The 20,351-nt window shown below is 68.9% G+C and carries 14 protein-coding genes; 4 read left to right on the forward strand and 10 right to left on the reverse strand.

The window, feature by feature from the left end:
• Positions 1–85: 85 nt before the first annotated feature.
• On the forward strand, positions 86–862 hold the full coding sequence (locus tag DL991_RS23785; protein ID WP_125786550.1) for an IclR family transcriptional regulator: 777 nt from the start codon (positions 86–88) through the stop codon (positions 860–862).
• A 72-nt stretch (positions 863–934) separates the two neighbouring features.
• On the opposite strand, the gene ftsY is transcribed toward DL991_RS23785, so the two are convergent.
• Positions 935–2,263, reverse strand: coding sequence for a signal recognition particle-docking protein FtsY (gene ftsY / locus DL991_RS23790; RefSeq protein WP_125786551.1), 1,329 nt, complete (start codon positions 2,261–2,263; stop codon positions 935–937).
• Positions 2,264–2,415: 152 nt separating this feature from the next.
• On the opposite strand from ftsY, the gene DL991_RS23795 reads away from it, so the two are divergent.
• Together DL991_RS23795 and DL991_RS23800 are read left to right on the forward strand one after the other, a co-directional pair.
• Entirely contained in the window at positions 2,416–3,624 is a 1,209-nt protein-coding gene (locus DL991_RS23795) for an anhydro-N-acetylmuramic acid kinase (protein ID WP_199754039.1), read from the forward strand.
• A gap of 9 nt (positions 3,625–3,633) precedes the next feature.
• Complete coding sequence (locus tag DL991_RS23800) at positions 3,634–5,217, forward strand: sodium:solute symporter (RefSeq protein ID WP_125786552.1); 1,584 nt, start codon at positions 3,634–3,636, stop codon at positions 5,215–5,217.
• Positions 5,218–5,288: 71 nt separating this feature from the next.
• Here the strand turns inward: DL991_RS23800 and smc are convergent, their stop codons facing one another.
• The 9 genes from smc to kdpF form a co-directional block, all read right to left on the reverse strand.
• The gene (gene smc / locus DL991_RS23805) at positions 5,289–8,888 is read right to left on the reverse strand and encodes a chromosome segregation protein SMC (RefSeq protein WP_125786553.1); all 3,600 of its coding nucleotides are present in this window, start codon (positions 8,886–8,888) and stop codon (positions 5,289–5,291) included.
• Positions 8,889–8,976: 88 nt separating this feature from the next.
• On the reverse strand, positions 8,977–9,273 hold the full coding sequence (locus DL991_RS23810) for an acylphosphatase (RefSeq protein ID WP_199754040.1): 297 nt from the start codon (positions 9,271–9,273) through the stop codon (positions 8,977–8,979).
• A 275-nt stretch (positions 9,274–9,548) separates the two neighbouring features.
• Entirely contained in the window at positions 9,549–10,070 is a 522-nt protein-coding gene (locus DL991_RS23815; RefSeq protein ID WP_125786555.1) for a hypothetical protein, read from the reverse strand.
• Between the two features lie 333 nt (positions 10,071–10,403).
• Positions 10,404–11,105 (reverse strand): response regulator, encoded by a 702-nt coding sequence (locus tag DL991_RS23820; protein ID WP_125786556.1) that lies wholly within the window; start codon positions 11,103–11,105, stop codon positions 10,404–10,406.
• On the reverse strand, positions 11,102–13,687 hold the full coding sequence (locus tag DL991_RS23825; protein ID WP_125786557.1) for a sensor histidine kinase KdpD: 2,586 nt from the start codon (positions 13,685–13,687) through the stop codon (positions 11,102–11,104). Before DL991_RS23825 ends, DL991_RS23820 begins: the two co-directional genes overlap by 4 nt.
• A gap of 5 nt (positions 13,688–13,692) precedes the next feature.
• Positions 13,693–14,304 (reverse strand): potassium-transporting ATPase subunit C, encoded by a 612-nt coding sequence (locus DL991_RS23830; protein ID WP_125786558.1) that lies wholly within the window; start codon positions 14,302–14,304, stop codon positions 13,693–13,695.
• A gap of 3 nt (positions 14,305–14,307) precedes the next feature.
• On the reverse strand, positions 14,308–16,401 hold the full coding sequence (kdpB, locus tag DL991_RS23835; protein ID WP_125786559.1) for a potassium-transporting ATPase subunit KdpB: 2,094 nt from the start codon (positions 16,399–16,401) through the stop codon (positions 14,308–14,310).
• Positions 16,398–18,068: a potassium-transporting ATPase subunit KdpA gene (gene kdpA / locus DL991_RS23840; RefSeq protein ID WP_125786560.1), complete on the reverse strand. Its 1,671-nt coding sequence runs from the start codon at positions 18,066–18,068 to the stop codon at positions 16,398–16,400. Before kdpA ends, kdpB begins: the two co-directional genes overlap by 4 nt.
• Positions 18,068–18,169, reverse strand: coding sequence for a K(+)-transporting ATPase subunit F (kdpF, locus tag DL991_RS23845; RefSeq protein WP_020630647.1), 102 nt, complete (start codon positions 18,167–18,169; stop codon positions 18,068–18,070). The genes kdpA and kdpF overlap by 1 nt, the downstream gene beginning before the upstream one ends.
• A 344-nt stretch (positions 18,170–18,513) precedes the next feature.
• On the opposite strand from kdpF, the gene asnB reads away from it, so the two are divergent.
• Complete coding sequence (asnB, locus tag DL991_RS23855) at positions 18,514–20,346, forward strand: asparagine synthase (glutamine-hydrolyzing) (RefSeq protein WP_125786562.1); 1,833 nt, start codon at positions 18,514–18,516, stop codon at positions 20,344–20,346.
• Positions 20,347–20,351 lie beyond the last annotated feature (5 nt).

A 20,351-nucleotide genomic window follows, 5' to 3' on the forward strand; every position in this document is an offset into this window, starting at 1 on the left:
TAATACAAGACGTCCCTACGGTTTTACATGACGGACTATAGTTTCTGCATAGCGGAACCTCAACGCAGACGTAAGGAGTACCACGGTGGCAGCGGAGAAGAACGGGCGCGACGGCGGCGTCCAGTCCCTTCAGCGGGCCTTCGAGCTCCTCGAGCATCTCGCGGACACCGGTGGCGAGGCCAGCCTTTCGGAGCTGGCGACGCTGTCCGGACTGCCGATGCCGACCATCCACCGGCTGATCAGGACGCTGGTGGACCTGGGCTACGTCCGGCAGAACACCAACCGCCGGTACGCGCTGGGCGCCCGGCTCATCCGGCTGGGTGAGAACGCCAGCATGCAGTTCGGCTCGTGGGCCCGGCCGCTGCTCGCGGAACTGGTCGACGAGGTCGGCGAGACCGCGAACCTCGCGGTCCTGGAGCGCGACGAGGTCGTCTACGTCGCGCAGGTGCCCTCGAAGCACTCGATGCGGATGTTCACCGAGGTCGGACGGCGTCTCCTGCCGCACGGCACCGGCGTCGGGAAGGCGATGCTCGCGCACCTGCCGTCCGACGACGTCACGGCGCTGCTCGCCAGGACGGGCATGCCCTCCTACACCGAGCACACCTTCACCGATCAGGACGCGCTCCTGCGCGAGCTGGCGAAAATCGCCCAGCAGGGTTACGCGCTCGACGAAGCGGAGCAGGAACTGGGCGTCCGTTGCGTGGCCGTCGCGGTCCCGGGCGCGCCGGTGCCGGCGGCGGTCTCGGTGTCCGGGCCTTCGGGACGGCTCACGATGGAGGCCGTCGAGCGGATCGCGCCGGTCGTCCAGCGGATCGCGAACTCGCTCGGCTCGACCCTTTCGCGGGACGGGGTCACCGTTTGAGCCCGGCGCACGCGACATGAAAGGCCCCTTCATTGCAAATTTCGCAATGAAGGGGCCTTTCATGTCACATGACTAGCTGCTGAGCAGGGCCTCGACGAACGCGCCCGGCTCGAACGGCGCCAGGTCGTCCGGACCCTCGCCGAGACCGACCAGCTTGACCGGCACGCCGAGTTCGCGCTGCACCTGGAAGACGATTCCACCCTTCGCCGTGCCGTCCAACTTGGTGAGCACGATGCCGGTGACGTCGATGACCTCCGAGAACACGCGGGCCTGCATCAGCCCGTTCTGCCCGGTGGTGGCGTCGAGCACCAGCAGCACCTCGTCGACCTTCGCCTGCTTCTCGACGACTCGCTTGACCTTGCCGAGCTCGTCCATCAGGCCGGTCTTGGTGTGCAGACGGCCGGCGGTGTCGACCAGGACCGCGTCCACCCCGGCTTCGATACCGCGTTTGACGGCGTCGAACGCGACCGCCGCCGGGTCCGCGCCTTCCTTGCCGCGGACGACCTCCGCGCCCACGCGCTCGGCCCACGTCTGCAACTGGTCCGCCGCGGCGGCGCGGAAGGTGTCGGCCGCACCGAGCACCACGGTGCTCCCCTGCGCGACGAGCACGCGGGCGAGCTTGCCGGTGGTGGTGGTCTTGCCGGTGCCGTTGACGCCGGCGACCAGCACGACTGCGGGCTGCTTCACGCCGTCGACGGTGTGCGGCAGCGCGCGGACGGCCCGGACCGCGTCGGTCGACAGGGCGGAGGTCAGCACCTCCTGCAACACCGTGCGCGCTTCCTCGGAGGTCCGCACGGCGCGGCGCTTCAGTTCCTCGCGGAGACGCTCGACGATCTCGGTGGTCGTCGCGGCGCCCAGGTCCGCCATGAGCAGTGTGTCTTCGACGTCCTGCCAGGAGTCCTCGTCGAGGTCGCCGGCGCCCAGCAGGCCGAGCAGGCTCTGCCCGAACATCGAACGGGATTTGCCGAGCCTGCCGCGCAGCCGCTCCAGCCGTCCGGCGGCCGGGGCGATCTCCTCGGCGGGCACGGGGGCGGGAGCGGGCGCCGCTTCCTCGGCCGGTTCGGGAAGTTCGATGTCGCGCACCGTGCGCTGCGCGGAATCCCTCGGCACCGACGCGTCGTCCCCGACGGCGGGCTGGCCGTCGGTCTCCGGGCGATCCTCGACCGGGTGCCCGGGTTCCTCGGCCACCTCGGCTTCTTCGGTCTTCTCGCCGCCGGGAGCGAGTGCGATCCCGCCTGTCGCGGTATAGCCGCCACCCTTCGGCTTCTCGACGACATCGGCAGCCTTGGACTCGTCCAGGCTGATCCGGCGGCGGCGCGCGATGAACAGCCCGGCCACCAGAACGGCGACCAGGACCACGACGGCAACGACAACGATCCAGAACCAGGGGGTACTCGACACGGCGCCATCCTCGCATCCGCATACCGTCGCGTTCAGACGCCCCACGGGAAGGAAGCCGATCTTGTCAAGCATCCACTGGATAGGACTCATTTCGGACAAGAAGAAACGGTCCGGCTTGCGCGATCTCAGGACCGACGGCTAGACCACTCCGAATGACGGTTTTCTCCGGCACTGGGGTCCGGGTGATCGGGCTCATCTCCGGCACATCGATCGACGGGATCGACGTGGCGGCCGCCGAACTGCGCGCCGACGGGGACACTGTGGTGCTCTCCCCGCTCGGCAGGCTCGAAGTCCCGTATCCCGAAACGCTCCGCGACGCCTTGCTCGACGCCCTGCCGCCGAATCCCTGCAGCGCCGAACAGCTCACGAAACTCGACACCCTGGTGGGCCAGGCCTTCGCCGAGGCCGCCGCGCGCGGGGTCGAGGAACTGGCAGACGGCACCGCGGACGTCGTCGCCTCGCTGGGCCAGACGGTGTTCCACTGGGTCGAGGACGGCGCCGCCCGCGGCACGCTGCAACTGGGGAATCCGGCGTGGATCGCCGAGCGCACCGGCCTGCCGGTGGTGGCCGACCTGCGTGTCCGCGACGTCGCCGCCGGTGGGCACGGCGCGCCGCTCGCCAGCACGCTGGACGCGTTGTGGTTACGGGAAATGGCCGCTTCCGGCCCGGTCGCGGCGCTCAACATCGGCGGGATCGCGAATATCACCGTGGTGCCTGCCGACGGTGCCGTGCTGGCGTACGACACCGGCCCCGGCAACGCGCTGATGGACATCGCCGCGCACCGTGTCACCGGACTGCGTGCCGACATCGACGGAGCGCTCGCCCTGCGCGGGCACGTCCGGCCCGACCTGCTGGCGAAACTCCTGCTCGACCCGTACTACGCGGCAGCGCCGCCGAAGTCCACCGGCAAGGAACTGTTCCACGGCGCGTATCTCGACGCGGCGGTCGACGGGCTTCCGCCGGTCGACGCGGAAGACCTCCTGGCGACGCTGACCGAACTGACCGCGGTGACGATCGCCGCGGAATGCCGTCGCCACGCCATCGTCACGGTGATCGTCTCCGGCGGCGGCGCCGACAACCCGGCGCTGATGGCCGCGCTCGCCAGGAACCTGCCGGGTGCGGCGCTGAAGACCAGCGACGACCACGGGCTGCCACGCGCGGGCAAAGAGGCATACCTGACCATTCTGCTGGGCTGGTTGACCTGGTCCGGTGTGCCGGGGAACCTCCCGTCGGCGACCGGTGCCCGCGGCGACCGGCTGCTCGGCAGCATCACCCCGGGCGCGGGGCCCCTGCGACTCCCCGCCCCGCACAGCTCAACCGTGACCCGGCTACGGGTAGCGGCGACGACCGGCGAGCGATAGGAGATACGGATGCGCGCACTTGACCTCGCGATCATCGGGCTTTTTCTGGTCGGCATGCCCTTGCTGGGCGTCTGGATCGGCGGCAAACAGAAATCCGGCTCCGACTACTTCGTCGGTGAAGGCAAGATCTCCTGGTGGGTGGCCTGCCTCTCGGTGGTCTCCGCGGAGACGTCCACCCTCACCGTGCTCTCCGTGCCGACGGTGGCCTACATCGCCACCCCCGGCGACGGCGGGATGACCTACCTGGCACTGGCGATCGGGTACATCGCCGGCCGGATCGTGGTGTCGATGGTGCTGTTGCCGCGCTACGTGGCGGGCAACCTGGTCACCGCCTATGCCTTCCTCGGCAAACGCTTCGGCGGCGGGTTGCAGGGCACCGCGTCGGTGACGTTCCTGCTCACCCGCACGCTGGCCGACGGCATCCGGCTGTTCGCCACCGCGATCCCGATCAAGGTGGTGATGGCTGCCTACGGCCTGAACGTCTCGTACTGGACCATCGTGATCGGCCTCGGCATCGCGATGGTGCTCTACAGCTTCTTCGGCGGGGTCCGCGCGGTCGTCTGGGTCGACGCGATCCAGATGCTCTGGTACGTCCTCGGCGCGGTCGTGGTGATCTGGGCGATCTCCAGCAGGCTGCCGGACGGCTGGTTCGACAAGGCCGTCGACGCCAACAAGTTCCAGATCTTCGACTTCTCCTCGAACATGCTCACCGGGCAGTACGCGTTCTTCACCGCGTTGATCGGTGGCGCCGTGCTCTCGATGGCTTCGCACGGCTCGGACCAGCTGATCGTGCAGCGCCTCCAGTCCACCAACGACCTGCGTGCGGCGCGGAAGGCCTTGGTCGCCAGCGGTTTCGTGGTGTTCATCCAGTTCGCGCTGTTCCTGTTCATCGGCGTGCTGCTGTGGGCGCTGTACAACGGCCTGGCCCCGACGAAGCCGAAGCCGGAAGGCCTCGGGCTGGCCAACAAGGACGAACTGTTCGCGAACTTCATCGTGAACGACCTGCCGAGCGGCCTGTCCGGTTTCGTGATCGCCGGGATCCTCGCCGCCGCACTGAGTTCTTCGCTCGGCGCGCTGGCATCCTCGACGGTGACCGACGTCTACGAACGGGTGATCGGCAGGCAGTTGCCGGAAGCCGACCGGCTGAAGCACGGCCGGATCTGGACGATCGTCTGGGCGGGCGCGCTGATCCTGTGCGCGGGCTTCTTCGCCTCCTCCAACAAGACTTCGGCCGACCCGATCGTGGTGCAGGCGCTCGGCATCACCGGCTACACCTACGGCGCGCTGCTCGGCGCGTTCCTGCTGGGCCTGCTGTTCAAGCGGGCGAGGCAGGTCGACGCGATCGTGGCGTTCGTGTCGACGGTGATCGTGATGGCGTTCCTCATCCTCGGCGTCAAGTTCAACAAACCGGACGGCAGCCTGATCGGCGTCGACTTCAGCAAGTCTTCGGGGAACACGGTGGCGCTGGCGTGGCCCTGGTACACGCTGTGCGGGGTGGTGATCACGCTCGTGGTGGGCGGGTTGCTGTCGCTGCGGCACGGGAGCGTCGACCCGCTGGCGGAGCCGGACGTGAAGGAGTCGACGCCGGTTTAGCCGCTCCGAGGACGACATGAAAGGCCCCTTCATTGCAAATTTTGCAATGAAGGGGCCTTTCATTGCACGCGCTAAGCGGAAACCGGCTCGTCTTCGGCTGTCCGCAGCCGCTGCGAAATCACCTTCGTGATGCCGTCGCCCTGCATCGAAACGCCGTACAGCGCGTCCGCGATCTCCATGGTCGGCTTCTGGTGGGTGATGATGATCAGCTGCGAAGAGTCCCGCAACTGCTCGAGCAGCCCGATCAGCCGTCGCATGTTGGTGTCGTCGAGCGCGGCCTCGACCTCGTCCATGACGTAGAAGGGCGAAGGCCGGGCGCGGAAGATCGCCACCAGCATGCCGACGGCGACGAGCGACTTCTCGCCACCGGAGAGCAGTGAGAGCCGCTTGACCTTCTTGCCCGGCGGCCGCGCTTCGACGTCGACGCCGGTGGACAGCAGGTCGTTGGGCTGTGTGAGCACCATGCGCCCCTCGCCACCCGGGAACAGCACGCTGAACACCGTCTCGAACTCGCGCGCGACGTCCTCGTACGCCGACGCGAAGACCTCGAGGATCTTCTCGTCGACCTGCTTGATGACGGCTTCGAGATCCTTGCGGGTGTCCTTGAGGTCTTCGAGCTGGGTCGAGAGGAACTTGTACCGCTCCTCCAGCGCCGCGAACTCCTCCAGCGCCAGCGGGTTGACCTTGCCCAGCAGGCTCAGGTCCTTCTCCGCGCGCTTCGCCCGGCGGGCCTGGGTGTCGCGGTCGAACGGCATGGGCGGCGGCGGGGTGACGTCCTCGCCGCGTTCCTTGGCGGCTTCGTACTCGGCCATCTCGCCCGCGCTCGGCGGCACGGGAACGTCCGGGCCGTATTCGGTGACGAGGTCCTCGAGGCCGATCCCGAAGTCCTCGGCGATCTTGGTTTCGAGCTGTTCCAGCCGCAACCGCTGCTCGGCGCGCAGCACCTCGTCGCGGTGGACGGCGTCGGTGAGCTTCTCCAGTTCGCCGGTCAGCTCGCGGACCTTGCTGCGGACCTGGGTCAGCGCGGTCTCCCGCGACTGCCGCTGCGCCTGCGCCTCGTCCCGTTCGCGGGCGGCGCGCTGCACGGAGACCTCGATGCGCTCCAACGCGATCTCGCCGCCGTTGACCACCGCGTTGGCGATCTCGGCGCCGCGTTTCCGTGCGGCCCTGGACTTCTCGGCGCGTTCGCGTGCCTGCCGCTCGGCATGCGCTGCCCGGCGGAGCGATTCGGCCTTGCCCTGGATGCTCCGCGCGCGCTCCTCGGCGGTGCGCAGCGCGAGCCGGGACTCCATCTCCTCCTGGCGGACCGTGCCGAGGTCTTCGGCTGCCTGGTCGCGCTCGGCGGTGTCCGGATCCTCGTCGACTTCCTGTTCGGCGACGGCGGCCAGCCGCTCTTCGAGTTCGGCGAGTTGCCGCAACGCCTCTTCGCGGCTCTGCTCGACCTTGGCGCGCTGGCTGCTCAGCCGATCCATCTCGGCCTGCGCGGCACGCGCGGCCTGCTCCATCCGGTTCAAGCGCTCGGACGAGCGGGCCTTGCGAACCTTCGCGTCCCCGAGCGCTTCCTTCGCCCTGCCGACCTCTTCACGCCGGGCGGCCTGCCCCGCGCGGGCGCCTTCGAGTTCCGCGGCGGTGCGTTCCAGCGCGCGCTCGGCGGCGTTCAGCCGATCGCCTGCCTCGTCGACCGCGGCCTGCACCTCGATGACGCTCTCGCTGCGCGCCGAACCGCCGACCGCCCAGCGGGCCCCGAAAACGTCGCCCTCCGGCGTGACCGTGCTGACCTCGGGATGGACCTCGACGAGACGGCGCGCGGATTCCAGACCGTCCACAATGGCCACCCGGTCGAGCGCGTGCTCGACGGCCGAGCGCAGCGCGGGCGGCGCCGTGACGACTTCGCGCGCCCAGCGCGCGCCCTCGGGCAGCGACGGCCACGCACTCGTGTCCACAGTGGACTCCAGCCCGCCGAGCAGGATACCCGCGCGGCCGGAGTCGTTGTCCTTCAAGAACTTCAGCGCGGCGAGCGCGTCTTCGCCGCCGTTGACGGCGACCGCGTCGGCGACCGGGCCGAGCGCGGCGGCCAGCGCGACCTCGTGGCCCGCTTCGACGGTGAGCAGCGCGGCCACCGAACCGAGCAGGCCCGGCAGTTCGTGCTGCGCGCCGAGCAGCGCGCCGGCGCCGTCCTTGCGCCGCAGGCCCATCGAGAGCGCCTCGACACGGGCCTTCTCCGACGCGATCTCGCGTTCGGCGGCCCGCTCGGCCTTGACCAGCTCTTCGACCCGCGCCTTGGCGGCGTTGTTGGCCTCCACCGCGCGGTCGTGGTGGGCCTGGAGGTCGGAGTCGTCGGATTCCTCGACCCCGCCCGCGGCCTTGGCCTCTTCGAGTTCCTCGACGGCGATCTCCGCCCGCTCGGCGGCCTCTTCGAGTGACACGGTGAGCCGGTCGATCTCGTCGGAGGTGGCGCCGTTCTTGCTGCGCAGCGCCTCGACCTGACCGGAGAGCTTCGCGAGCCCTTCCCGGCGGTCGGCGATCGCCCGGACCGCGGCCATATGCGCCCGCTCGGCCGCCTGGACGAGATGTTCGAGCTGCTCACGCCGCTGGACGGTCTCCGAAAGCAGCATGCGGGCCTCGGCGACGGCCTCGTTGAGCTCCTGCTCCCGCTCGGCGACCTGCTCCGCCTCGGCGAGCAGCTCCTCGGGGTCGCGGCCGGTGCTCGCCTGCTGCACGTCGGACGACAGATGCCGCTGACGCTCCAATGCGAGCCGCACGGTGCCGCGCAACCGCTCCGTCAAGGCCGAGAGCTTGTACCAGGTCTCCTGCGCGGCGGCCAGCTTCGGCGCGTCCTCGGCGAGCGACGCTTCGAGCTCGGCCTCCTCCGCGGCGACGATCTCCAGCGCCTGCTCGACCTCGGCGCGCCGCTGACGGGCGACACGCTCGTCGGCCTCTTCCTTGGCGATGCCTTCGCGCTGGGAGACCAGGTCGTGGGCGAACAACCGCAGCCGCGCGTCGCGCAGCTCGGACTGCACCCACTGCGCCTTGCGGGCGATCTCGGCCTGTTTGCCCAGCGGTTTGAGCTGGCGGCGGAGTTCGGTGGTGAGGTCGCCGAGGCGGTCGAGGTTGCCCTGCATGTTCGCGAGCTTGCGCAGGGTCTGTTCCTTGCGCTTGCGGTGCTTGAGGACGCCGGCGGCCTCTTCGATGAAGGCGCGGCGCTCCTCGGGCTTGGATTCGAGGATCGCCGAAAGCTGCCCCTGCCCGACGATGACGTGCATCTCGCGGCCGATACCGGAGTCCGACAGCAGTTCCTGCACGTCCATCAGGCGGCAGCGGTCGCCGTTGATCTCGTATTCGCTCGCGCCGTCGCGGAACATCCGGCGGGTGATCGACACCTCGGAGTATTCGATGGGCAGCGCGCCGTCGGCGTTGTCGATGGTCAGGGTGACCTCGGCGCGCCCGAGCGGGGCACGACCGGCGGTCCCGGCGAAGATGACGTCCTCCATCTTGCCGCCGCGCAGATCCTTCGCGCCCTGGGTGCCCATGACCCACCGGAGCGCGTCGAGGACGTTCGACTTGCCGGAGCCGTTCGGTCCGACCACACAGGTGATGCCCGGCTCGAAACGCAACGTCGTCGCCGAGGCGAAGGACTTGAAGCCCTTGAGCGTCAGGCTCTTCAGGTGCACGTCGTGCTGACCCCTCTGGCTGCGGGAACCGGTCTTTCAATCGACCCAGGCTACCTGTGTGCTCACGGTGATCGTGGGACGCGGGGCCTCAGCGCTCCACGAACCCGCGAAGCCCGCCTTTCGCGGGCGACCACCGCTCGACGACGTGATCCACACTTCCGGGTGATTCCCCGGAGCGCAAAGCCGTCAAAAGCCGCTCACAGTGTTCACGAACACCCTCCGCTATCACCTCGACACGCCCGTCGGCCAGATTGGCCGCGCTGCCTGTCAACCCCACCTCAAGCGCCTTACTACGGGTCCACCAGCGGAAACCGACACCCTGCACGCGACCGTGCACCCACGCGGTCAGCCTGATGTGCGTTACTTCTTCACTCACGGTCCCCATCGTGCACCATGCGGATGAACGCGGAGGGTGAACACGACGTTCGCTGTGGTTCGCAGACGGTTGAGCAGCGGTGATAATCTCCGCGCCGGGTCCCCACTTGGGCTACCTCGCCCGGGTAGCCGGAGCCGGCTCGGCATACTTGTCTGCCGTCTCGAACTCCCCGAAGTCCCCCATCCGAGGAGCCAGCACATGCCCCGTCCCGACGGGTCTGATTCGAGCGCACGCGTGTCCGTGGCACCCCCACGCGGCGCCACCGGCAAGCTCAACCGCGCCGGCTACGCCGTACTCGGCGTCAGCGGCCTCGTGGTGGCGACGGCTTTCGCCGCGATCGCCGAACTCGCGGGTCCCGGCGTCTCCTCCACCGCGGGCGGCACCGGCGTCCCCGGCGGCGGACAGGGCATCGCCCCCGCCGGCGTGCAGGTGGTCCCGGGCAACGCCGTCCCCGGCGGCCCGATGACCGTCAGCGGCTCGCCGACCCCCGGCGCGCCCTCCAGCTCGACGGCGCCGCCGACCACGGTGACCTCGGTCGGCCCGGACGGCAAGGAGACGACGAGCGTCGTCGCGCCGCCTCCGCCGGTCGTACCGCCGGACCCGGGTGGCGGTGAGCCGACGCGTACGGTCCTGCCGCCGTCGTCGACGACGCCGAAGCCCACACCGACGAAGACGACGACGCCCACACCGACACCGACGACCACGCCCCCGTCGGAGACCACGCCCACCACCACGGGTGGCGGCTCCAGCTCCAGCGGCGCCCCCAGCGAGTCGACCCCGGGCCGGTCCAGCACCTCCGGCGCCACCGACACCTCCACGAGCAGCGCTCAGTAAGCCTTTGGTCCGTGAAGGCCTCCTTGCCTACCTTGAGGGTAGGGAAGGAGGCCTTCACTACTTCGCGGCGGTGAGCTGGGCAGCAGGCTCGCGGTAAGGGGGTTGCGAAAGCCACTTTCGCAACCTTCAACGTTGCGAAAGTGGCTTTCGCAACGCACTTCCCTCCCCACGTGCCATGAAAGGTCCTTTCCTTGCAAATTTCGCAAGGAAAGGACCTTTCATGGCGTCCCGCGGGTTCGTGGCGGCCGGGTGCGCCGGATGTCCTGAACGACCCTTTCATGGCACTCGATCCGGACCGAAAGAGCTCACACTTCGAAGCGGTACCCCATCCCCGGTTCCGTCAGCAGGTGCCGCGGCCGCGAGGGTTCCGGTTCCAGCTTCCGCCGCAGCTGCGCCAGATACACCCGCAGGTAGTGCGATTCGGTCTCGTACGTCGGTCCCCACACCTCGTGCAGCAGCTGTTTCTGCGCCACCAGACGGCCGCGGTTGCGCACCAGCAGTTCCAGCACACCCCATTCGGTCTTGGTGAGGTGCACTTCCTTGCCGTCCCGGCGCACCTTCTTCGCCGCCAGGTCGATGCAAAAGGATCCCGTGTCCACCACCGCGTCCGCACCGTCCACACCGGACGACGCCGATCGGCGCACGGCGGCGCGGAGGCGCGCCAGCAGTTCGTCCATGCCGAAGGGTTTGGTGACGTAGTCGTCGGCGCCGGCGTCGAGGGCCTCGACCTTGTCGGCCGAGTCGCCGCGCGCGGACAGCACGATGATCGGCACGGTCGTCCAGCCGCGCAGGCCGGCGATCACCTCGGTGCCGTCGAGGTCGGGCAGGCCGAGGTCGAGGACGACGACGTCGGGTTTCGTCTCGGCGACGGCCTTCAGCGCGGCCGTCCCGTCGTGCGCGGTGATCACCTTGTAGCCGCGGGCGGACAGGTTGATCCGCAGGGCTCGCACGATCTGCGGTTCGTCGTCGACGACCAGGACGGTCGCCGACGCGGTGTCTGCGCTCATCGCACTCGCTCCTCCTCTTCGTTCTCCAGTCCCTCGTCGTCGAACGCGAGGAGGCTCTTTTCCGGATCCTGACCAACATATGCGGGCAGCGAGATGACGACGGTGAGTCCGCCGCCGGGCGTGTCCTCCGCCCGGATCCGCCCGCCCATCGCCTCGGTGAACCCCTTGGCGACCGACAGCCCCAGTCCCACGCCGGGCACACTGTCCCGGTCTCCCCCAAGCCGTTGGAACGGCGCGAACGCCGAGTCCGCGGTGCCTTTCTTGAGCCCGCGCCCGTGGTCGACGATGCGCAGTTCGACATGGTCCGAATGCGTGCTGGCGCGGGCCGAGATCGGCTCGCGCGACCTCCCGTGCCGCAGCGCGTTGTCGATCACGTTCGCCACGACCCGTTCCAGCAGGCCGGGATCGGCGCACACCGACGGCAGCCGCGAGTCGATCGCGACCACGACCGAATCCGAGTTGTCCACATTGGACAAGGCGTGCGAGACCACCTCGTCGTAGCCGACCGGGCGCAGGTGCGGGCGCACCGCGCCGGTCGCCAGCCGCGACGAGTCGAGCAGGTTGTCGATCAGCCCGGCCAGCCGGTCCGCCGATTCCTCGATCGCTTCGAGCAGCTCGTCGGTGTCCTCTTCGGACAGTGAGATGTCGGTCGCGCGCAGGCTGCCGATGGACGCCTTGATCGACGTCAGCGGCGTACGGAGGTCGTGGCCGACGGCCGACAGCAGGGCCGTGCGCAGTTCGGTCGCCTCGGCCTTGCGTTCGGCGCGGATGGCCGCCTTCGCCGTCCGCTGCTGCCGCAGGGCCAGCAACGCCTGCCCCGCGACGGCTTCCAGCACTCCCCGGTCCGACGCGGGCAGCGCGCGGCCCCGCAGGGTCAGGTGGACGTCGGCGGTGACCGCGATGTCGGCGTCGGCCTGGTCGGGATCGGCGCAGGGATCCGTGCCGGCGTTCGCCACCCGTTTCCACTTCCCGTCCCGCTTTTCCAGCAGGGACACCGAAGTCAGGCCGAAGTTCTCGCGGACCTTCTCCAGCAGCCGCTCGATCGGGTTGGTGTGCGTGAGCACCGTCCGCGCGTACGAAGCGAGCAGCGCGGCCTCGGTCCGCGCCCGCGCGGCCTGCGTCGCGCGCCGGGCGGCGGTGTCGACGACCGCCGCGACGAGGACCGCCACCAGCACCATCGCGACCAGCGTGATCACGTTCCGCGGCTCGTGGACGGTCAGGTTGTACAGCGGCGGGGTGAAGAAGAAGTTCAGCAGCCCGGCCGAGAACACCGCCGCGAGCAGCGCGGGCCCGAGCCCACCCGCGAGCGCGACCAGCACCGTCGCGAGGACGTAGTCGATCACGTCGGTGGAGAAGTCGAGCTGATCCCTCAGCAGGACACCGAGCAGCGTGGCCAGCGCGGGCAGCACCAGCGAAAGCACCCAGCCGGTCAGCCGCCGCGAAGGCGCGAGCGGGCTCCGGTTGAAGCGGGCGCGCAGCCGCCCGCCCGCTTCGTCGTGCGTGACCATGTGGACGTCGATCGGACCGGACCGCTGGACCACGGCCGCGCCGATGCCTTCGTCGAACAACCGCGCCACGCGTGACCGCCGCGAGGTCCCGACCACCAGCTGGGTCGCGTTCACCCCGCGCGCGAAGTCGAGCAGAGCCGTCGGCACGTCGTCGCCGACGACGGTGTGGAAGGTCGCGCCGACCTCTTCGGCCAGCTTCCGGTACTTGCCGACCGCCGTCGGCCCCATCCCGGCGAGCCCGTCGCCGCGCAGGATGTGCAGTACCTGCAGTTCGGCGCCCGCGCGGTTCGCGATGCGGCTCGCGCGGCGGATCAGCGTCTCGCTTTCCGGGCCGCCGGTGATGGACACGACCACCCGTTCGCGTGCTTCCCACGTGTCGGTGATCTTCTGCTCGGCCCGGTACCGCTGCAACGCCACGTCGACCTGGTCGGCGACCCACAGCAACGCGAGCTCCCGCAGCGCGGTGAGGTTGCCGGGCCGGAAGTAGTTGCCCAGCGCCGCGTCGATCCGCTCGGCCGGGTAGACGTTGCCGTGCGCCAGCCGCCTGCGCAGTGCCTCGGGCGTGATGTCGACCAGCTCCAGCTGCTCGGCCCGCCGCACGACCTCGTCGGGCACCGTCTCCTGCTGGGTGACGCCGGTGATCCGCTCGACGACGTCGTTGAGGCTCTGCAGATGCTGCACGTTGACCGTGGAGAGCACGTCGATCCCGGCGGCGAGCAGTTCGTCGATGTCCTGCCAGCGCTTTTCGTTGCGCGATCCCGGCACGTTGGTGTGCGCGAGTTCGTCGACCACGGCGACCTCGGGGGCGCGGGCGAGCAGCGCGTCGAGGTCCATCTCCTCGAACTCGTGGTCCCGGTGCGCGGACCGGCGGCGCGGCACCGTCTCGAGCCCGTCGACGAGCTCCGCGGTCTTCTTCCGCCCGTGCGTCTCGACCAGGCCGATGACCACGTCGGTGCCCCGGTCGAGGCGGCGTCGCGCCTCGCCGAGCATCGCGTAGGTCTTGCCGACGCCCGGGGCCGCGCCGAGGTAGATCCTCAGCTCACCCCGGCGCGGCTTGGTCGTGTTCTCGTCCACGTCTGTCAGTGTGCTCCTCCGGCCGCGTCGCGCACGGCCAAGTTGACCTTCAGCACAGCGACGCCCGGCACACCGATCCCGGCGCCGCTCGTGTTGTCGGCCACGAGCTGCCGGACCTTCTCCTCGGACAGGCCCGTGTTCCTGGCCACTCGCGGGATCTGGAGGTCGGCGTAGGCGACGCTGATCGCCGGATCCATCCCGGAGCTCGACGCCGTCACCGCGTCGGCGGGCACCTGAGACTCCTGGACACCCTCGCGGGCGGCGATGAGCTTCTTGCGCTCACCGATCGCGGCGACCAGGTCCTCGTTGTACGGGCCCTTGTTCGACGCGCCGGACGACGACGGGTCGCCGGGGCCGAGGGCGTCCTTCGAGCCCGCGGACGGGCGGTTGTGGAACCACGGATCCTTGGCCGGGTCGGCCGCGACCGGGTCGATGCCGATCAGCGAGGACCCGACGGCCTGCCCGTCCTGGGTGACGATCGAGCCTTCCGCGTTGCCTTCGAGGCCGGGGATCCGGGAGACCGCCCAAACACCCAGGGGGTAGATCACACCCAGCAGGACCGTGAAGACGAGCAGGACACGCAGCCCGGCGAGGGTCTGTTTCAACAGTGCGTTCATGGGTCACCCGATTCCAGGGATGAGACGGACGAGCAGGTCGATCAGCCAGATCCCGATGAACGGGCTGACGATGCCGCCGAGGCCGTAGACCAGCAGGTTCCGGCGCAGCAGCGCCGACGCCGAGGACGGTTTGTACCGGACGCCGCGCAGGGCGAGCGGGATCAGCCCGACGATGATCAGGGCGTTGAAGATGACCGCCGACAGGATCGCCGACTTCGGCGTCGCCAGCTGCATGACGTTGAGCGCGCCGAGCTGGGCGAAGATGCCGGTGAACATCGCGGGCAGGATGGCGAAGTACTTCGCGAGGTCGTTGGCGACGCTGAACGTGGTCAGCGCGCCACGCGTGATCAGCAGCTGCTTGCCGATCTCGACGATCTCGATCAGCTTCGTCGGGTCGGAGTCGAGGTCCACCATGTTCCCCGCCTCCTTGGCGGCGGAGGTCCCGGTGTTCATCGCGACACCGACGTCCGATTGCGCGAGCGCCGGGGCGTCGTTGGTGCCGTCGCCGGTCATCGCGACCAGCCGCCCGCCCTCCTGCTCCTTCTTGATCAGCGCCATCTTGTCTTCGGGTTTGGCCTCGGCGAGGTAGTCGTCGACGCCCGCGTCCCGCGCGATGGCCTTGGCGGTCAGCGGGTTGTCGCCGGTGATCATGACGGTCTTGATCCCCATCGCGCGGAGCTGGACGAACCGCTCCTTCATCCCGGGTTTGACCACATCGGACAGCCGGATCACGCCGCGCACGAACGCTTTCGCACCGTCGTACTCCGCGACCACGAGCGGCGTGCCACCCTGCCCGCTGATCTCGTCGACGACGCGTTCGGTCTCGTCCGGCATGTCGCCGCCGCGTTCGCGGACCCACTCGCGCACGGCCGCGGTGGCGCCCTTGCGGACCTGACGTTCGCCGATGTCGATGCCGCTCATCCGGGTCTGCGCGGTGAACTCGACGAAGTCCGCGCGTTTCTCACCGTCGGACGCGGTCTCCGCGAGCCCGTGTTCCCTCGCGACGAGTTCGACGATGCTGCGGCCTTCGGGCGTGCCGTCGGCGAGGCTCGAGAGCCGGGCGGCCTTGGCGATGTCGTCCATGGTGGACTGTCCGACCGGGATCAGTTCGGTGGCCTTGCGGTTGCCGAAGGTGATCGTGCCCGTCTTGTCCAGCAGCAGCGTCGAGACGTCGCCGGCGGCTTCCACCGCGCGACCGCTCGTCGCGAGGACATTGCGCTGCACCAGCCGGTCCATCCCGGCGATACCGATCGCGGACAGCAGCGCGCCGATCGTCGTCGGGATCAGGCAGACCAGCAACGCGGTCAGCACGATCACGGACTGCTGGCTGCCGGAATAGCCCGCCATCGGCTGCAACGCCACGACGGCGAGCAGGAAGATGATCGTCAGCGTCGAGAGCAGGATCGTCAGCGCGATCTCGTTCGGCGTCTTCTGCCGGGAAGCGCCTTCCACCAAGGCGATCATGCGGTCCACAAAGGACTCGCCGGGTTTGGTGGTGATCTTCACGACGACGCGGTCCGAAAGCACCGTGGTGCCGCCGGTGACCGCGCACCGGTCGCCGCCCGATTCGCGGATGACCGGGGCCGACTCGCCGGTGATGGCCGATTCGTCGACGGTCGCGATGCCCTCGACGACGTCGCCGTCACCCGGGATGACCTGCCCGGCCTCGACGACCACGAGATCACCGACGCGCAGGTCGGCACCCGGCACGGTCTCCTCGTCGCCGTCCTCGGTGAGGCGGCGGGCGACCGTCTCCTTCTTGCTGCGACGCAGGGTTTCCGCCTGCGCCTTGCCCCGGCCCTCCGCGACGGCCTCGGCGAGGTTCGCGAACAGGACGGTGAACCACAGCCAGATCGTGATGAGGATGGTGAACACGCTCGGGTCGGTGATCGCGAAGACCGTGGTCAGCGCCGAGCCGATCCACACCACGAACATGACCGGGTTGGCCAGCTGGTGCTTCGGATTGAGCTTGCGCAGCGCTTCCGGGAGCGAGGTCAGCAGCTGTCGTGGGCTGAAGATCCCCGCACCGACCCGGCCCGTGTTCTCCACGTGGTGCTGGGTCGTTTCTTCGGGAGTGCGTTCTTCTGTGACGGTCATGCGAGTGCCTCTGCGATGGGCCCGAGCGCGAGCGCCGGGATGAAGGTGAGGGCCGCGACGAGCACGATCGTGCCCGCGAGCATCGTGCCGAAAAGCGGTCCGGTGGTGGGCAGCGTGCCGGCGGTCTCCGGGACCTTCCGTTGCGAGGCAAGGGATCCGGCCAGGCACAGCACGGCGAGGATCGGGATGAACCGGCCGAGCAGCATCGCCACCGACAACGAGGACTGGAACCAGTCGTTCGTCACGGTGAGCCCGCCGAACGCGCTGCCGTTGTTGTTGCCCGCCGAGGCGTAGGCGTAGAGGACTTCAGAGAGGCCGTGCGCGCCCGAGTTGGTCATGGCGGCCGGGGTGTCGGCCAGCATGAGCGCGACACCGGAGCCGAGCAGCACCACGGTCGGCATCGCCAGCATCGAGACGGCCGCGCAGGTGACCTCGCGTTTGCCGAGCTTCTTCCCCAGGTACTCCGGCGTCCGGCCGACCATCAGCCCGGCGAGGAACATCGCGATCACGGCCATCACGAGGATGCCGTAGAGACCGGTGCCCACCCCGCCCGGCGAGATCTCGCCCAGCAGCATGTTGAGCAGCGCTCCGCCGCCGCCGAGTCCGCTGTAGCTGTCGTGCATGCTGTTGACCGCGCCGGTCGACGTGCCGGTGGTGGCGTTGGCGAACAGCGAACTCAGGCCGATGCCGAACCGCTGTTCCTTGCCCTCCAGGTTCGCCCCGGCGGCCAGCGACGCAGGCCCGCTCGCGTTGGCCTCGGACAGCCAGGTCACCGTGAGCATCGCGGTGAACAGCCCGGCCATCACCGAAAGCAGGACGTAACCCTGGCGCGTGTTGCCGACGAGCTTGCCGAACGTCCGGGTGAGCGAGACGGGGATGACCAGGATCAGGAAGATCTCGATCAGGTTGGTCCAGGCGTTCGGGTTCTCGAACGGATGCGAAGAGTTGGCGTTGAAGATGCCGCCGCCGTTGGTGCCGAGTTCCTTGATGGCTTCCTGGCTCGCGGCGGGCGCGAGCGCGATCTTGCTCGTGCTGCCGTCCGGGTTGAGGACGTCGACGCCGCTCTTGAGACTCTGGACGACGCCGAGCGCGATCAGCACGATCGCCGCCACGAACGCGATCGGCAGCAGGATCCGGATCGTGCCGCGCGTCAGGTCCACCCAGAAGTTGCCGAGGCGGTCGGTCTTCGAGCGGACGAAGCCGCGGACGACCGCGATGGCGACCGAAAGGCCGACGGCGGCGGACAGGAAATTCTGCACGGTCAGGCCGGCCATCTGCACGAAGTGACCCATGGTCGCTTCGGGGCTGTAGGACTGCCAGTTCGTGTTGGTCACGAAGCTGACGGCGGTGTTGAAGGCGACCGCCGGCGAGACCGGTTCCTTGCCCAGGCTCCACGGCAGGATCGCCTGGAGCCGCTGAAGCAGGTACAGGAAGACGACGGAGACGAACGAGAAGCCGATCACGGCGGACGCGTAGGTCTTCCAGTGCTGTTCCGATCCGGGGTTCACCCGGAACAGGCGGTACAGGCCGCGTTCGGCCTTGGTGTGCTTCTCCGAAGAGGAAACAGAGAAGACGCGCGCCATGTAGTCGCCGAGTGGCCGGTAGACCACCGCGAGCGCGACGAGGAGGAGGCCGGCCTGCAAGAGGCCGGCCATCGTGTCTGACATCAGAATTTCTCCGGCCTGACCAGTGCGATGAACAAATAGACGATCAGCCCCAGCGCCAGCAGTCCGCCGACGACGTTGGCCACGGTTCCCGTGCCGGTCACAGCTTTTCCAGACCGCGAAGGGTCAGGGCGAGAACCACGAATACGCCGATCAGGAGCACGGCGTAGAGCAAGTCGGCCACTAGGCACCTCTCAGGACAGGTCACCCCATCGGTGACCAGGACCCCGCAACACTGCGCCTGGTACAGACCGACGCGGCCGCTGCCTGACGGCCTCTTGATGCCCCGATCGGGTGCCTTTACGACTTCTTGACGCCCGGTGACGTGGCCCACAGACCGTGACGTACTGCGGACGGAGCGTGCAATTCGGGCAGACAAGCCCGCCTAAGCGTGTTACACCAGTGTTACAGGTAGTTGTATGTGCTAACTAATCACCAGGAGGTAGCGATGTGCGGAATCGCAGGGTGGGTCTCCTTCGACACGGATCTCACGCAGCGCCGGGAAATTGTCGACGCGATGACCGCGACCATGGCGTGCCGCGGTCCTGACGACTCGGGTACCTGGATCCGGCCCAAGGTGGCGCTGGGCCACCGCCGTCTCGCGATCATCGACCTGCCTGGCGGCAGGCAGCCGATGGCCGAGGCAGGCCTGGCGGCCATGGTCTACAGCGGTGAGGCGTACAACTTCACCGAGCTGCGAGCCGAACTTTCCCAGCGGGGCCACAAATTCGAGACCGACAGCGACACCGAGGTCGTGCTCCACGGCTACCTGGAGTGGGGCGACGAGGTCGTCGATCACCTCAACGGCATGTACGCCTTCGCGATCTGGGACGAACGCGACGAGAAGCTCGTGATGATCCGCGACCGCATGGGCATCAAGCCGTTCTACTACTACCCGACCCCGGACGGCGTCCTCTTCGGCTCCGAACCGAAGGCGATCCTCGCGAACCCCTTGGCGCGCAAGGTGGTCGACACCGACGGCCTGCGCGAGTTGATGTCCATGACCAAGACCCCCGGCTGGTCGCTGTGGAAGGGCATGCACGAGGTCGGACCGGGCACGATCGTCACCGTCGACCGCTCCGGGATCCGCACGCGGACGTACTGGAAGCTCGACGCGAAGCAGCACACGGACGACCAGGAGACCACGGTCGAGCGGGTGCGCGAGCTGATGACCGACATCGTGCACCGCCAGCTCATCGCCGACGTGCCCCGCTGCGTCCTGCTGTCCGGCGGCCTCGATTCCAGCGCCGTCACCGGTCTCGCCGCCGCGCGCCTGGCCGAACAGGGCGAGCGGCTGCGCACGTTCTCCGTCGACTTCCAGGGCCAGGAAGAGAACTTCCAGCCGGACGAGGTCCGCGACACCCCGGACTCGCCGTACATCCGCGATGTCGCGAGGCTGGTCGGCTCCGACCACAAGGACGTCGTGCTGAACCCGGCCGAGCTCAGCGACCCCGAGGTCCGCCGCAAGGTGCTGGCCGCACGGGACATCCCGGCCGGGCTCGGGGATATGGACACCTCGCTGTACCTGCTGTTCAAGGCGATCCGCGCCGAGTCGACGGTGGCGCTGTCGGGTGAGTCCGCCGACGAGGTCTTCGGCGGGTACCGCTGGTTCCACGACGAAGCCGCGGTGAACTCGGGGACGTTCCCCTGGCTCGCCTTCCGGATGGGGCTCACCAGCGAGCGGGGCACCCTCCTGCGCGGCGAGGTCCAGGAGAAACTGGACCTGCCCGGCTACATCGCCGACCAGTACAGCACCGCCGTCGCCCAGGTCGAGCACCTCGACGGCGAGAGCGAGCAGGACCGCAAGATGCGCACGATCTGCAACCTGCACCTGACCCGGTTCGTGCGGATGCTGCTGGACCGCAAGGACCGGGCGTCGATGGCCGTCGGGCTCGAGGTGCGCGTGCCGTTCTGCGATCACCGCCTCGTCGAGTACGTGTACAACACGCCGTGGTCGCTGAAGACGTTCGACGGCAGGGAAAAGAGCCTGCTGCGGCACGCGACCGAACACGTGCTGCCGACGTCGGTGCGGGACAGGGTCAAGAGCCCGTATCCGTCCACTCAGGACCCCGGCTACGCGGCCGCGTTGCAGCAGCAGGCCAAGGAGGCCTTGACCGAACGGGACAACCCGGTGTTCGAACTGGTCGACCGTGACTGGCTGCACCGGGTGTCCGAAGTGGACCCGGCCACGATGTCCTCGGCCCAGCGCTCCGGGATCGACCGGGCGCTGGACCTCTACCACTGGTTCGACCTGTACTCCCCCGAGCTCCAGCTCGACTGAGCACC

The organism is Amycolatopsis sp. WAC 01375 (assembly GCF_003947325.1).
Taxonomy (GTDB): Bacteria; Actinomycetota; Actinomycetes; order Mycobacteriales; family Pseudonocardiaceae; genus Amycolatopsis.

Coding starts and splice junctions, on each gene's coding strand:
- DL991_RS23795 (WP_199754039.1), top strand. CDS start 2,416: ATGACGGTTTTCTCCGGCACTGGGGTCCGGGTGATCGGGCTCATCTCC.
- DL991_RS23800 (WP_125786552.1), top strand. CDS start 3,634: ATGCGCGCACTTGACCTCGCGATCATCGGGCTTTTTCTGGTCGGCATG.
- DL991_RS23810 (WP_199754040.1), bottom strand. CDS start 9,273: ATGGGGACCGTGAGTGAAGAAGTAACGCACATCAGGCTGACCGCGTGG.
- DL991_RS23820 (WP_125786556.1), bottom strand. CDS start 11,105: ATGAGCGCAGACACCGCGTCGGCGACCGTCCTGGTCGTCGACGACGAA.
- DL991_RS23830 (WP_125786558.1), bottom strand. CDS start 14,304: ATGAACGCACTGTTGAAACAGACCCTCGCCGGGCTGCGTGTCCTGCTC.
- kdpB (WP_125786559.1), bottom strand. CDS start 16,401: ATGACCGTCACAGAAGAACGCACTCCCGAAGAAACGACCCAGCACCAC.
- kdpA (WP_125786560.1), bottom strand. CDS start 18,068: ATGTCAGACACGATGGCCGGCCTCTTGCAGGCCGGCCTCCTCCTCGTC.
- asnB (WP_125786562.1), top strand. CDS start 18,514: ATGTGCGGAATCGCAGGGTGGGTCTCCTTCGACACGGATCTCACGCAG.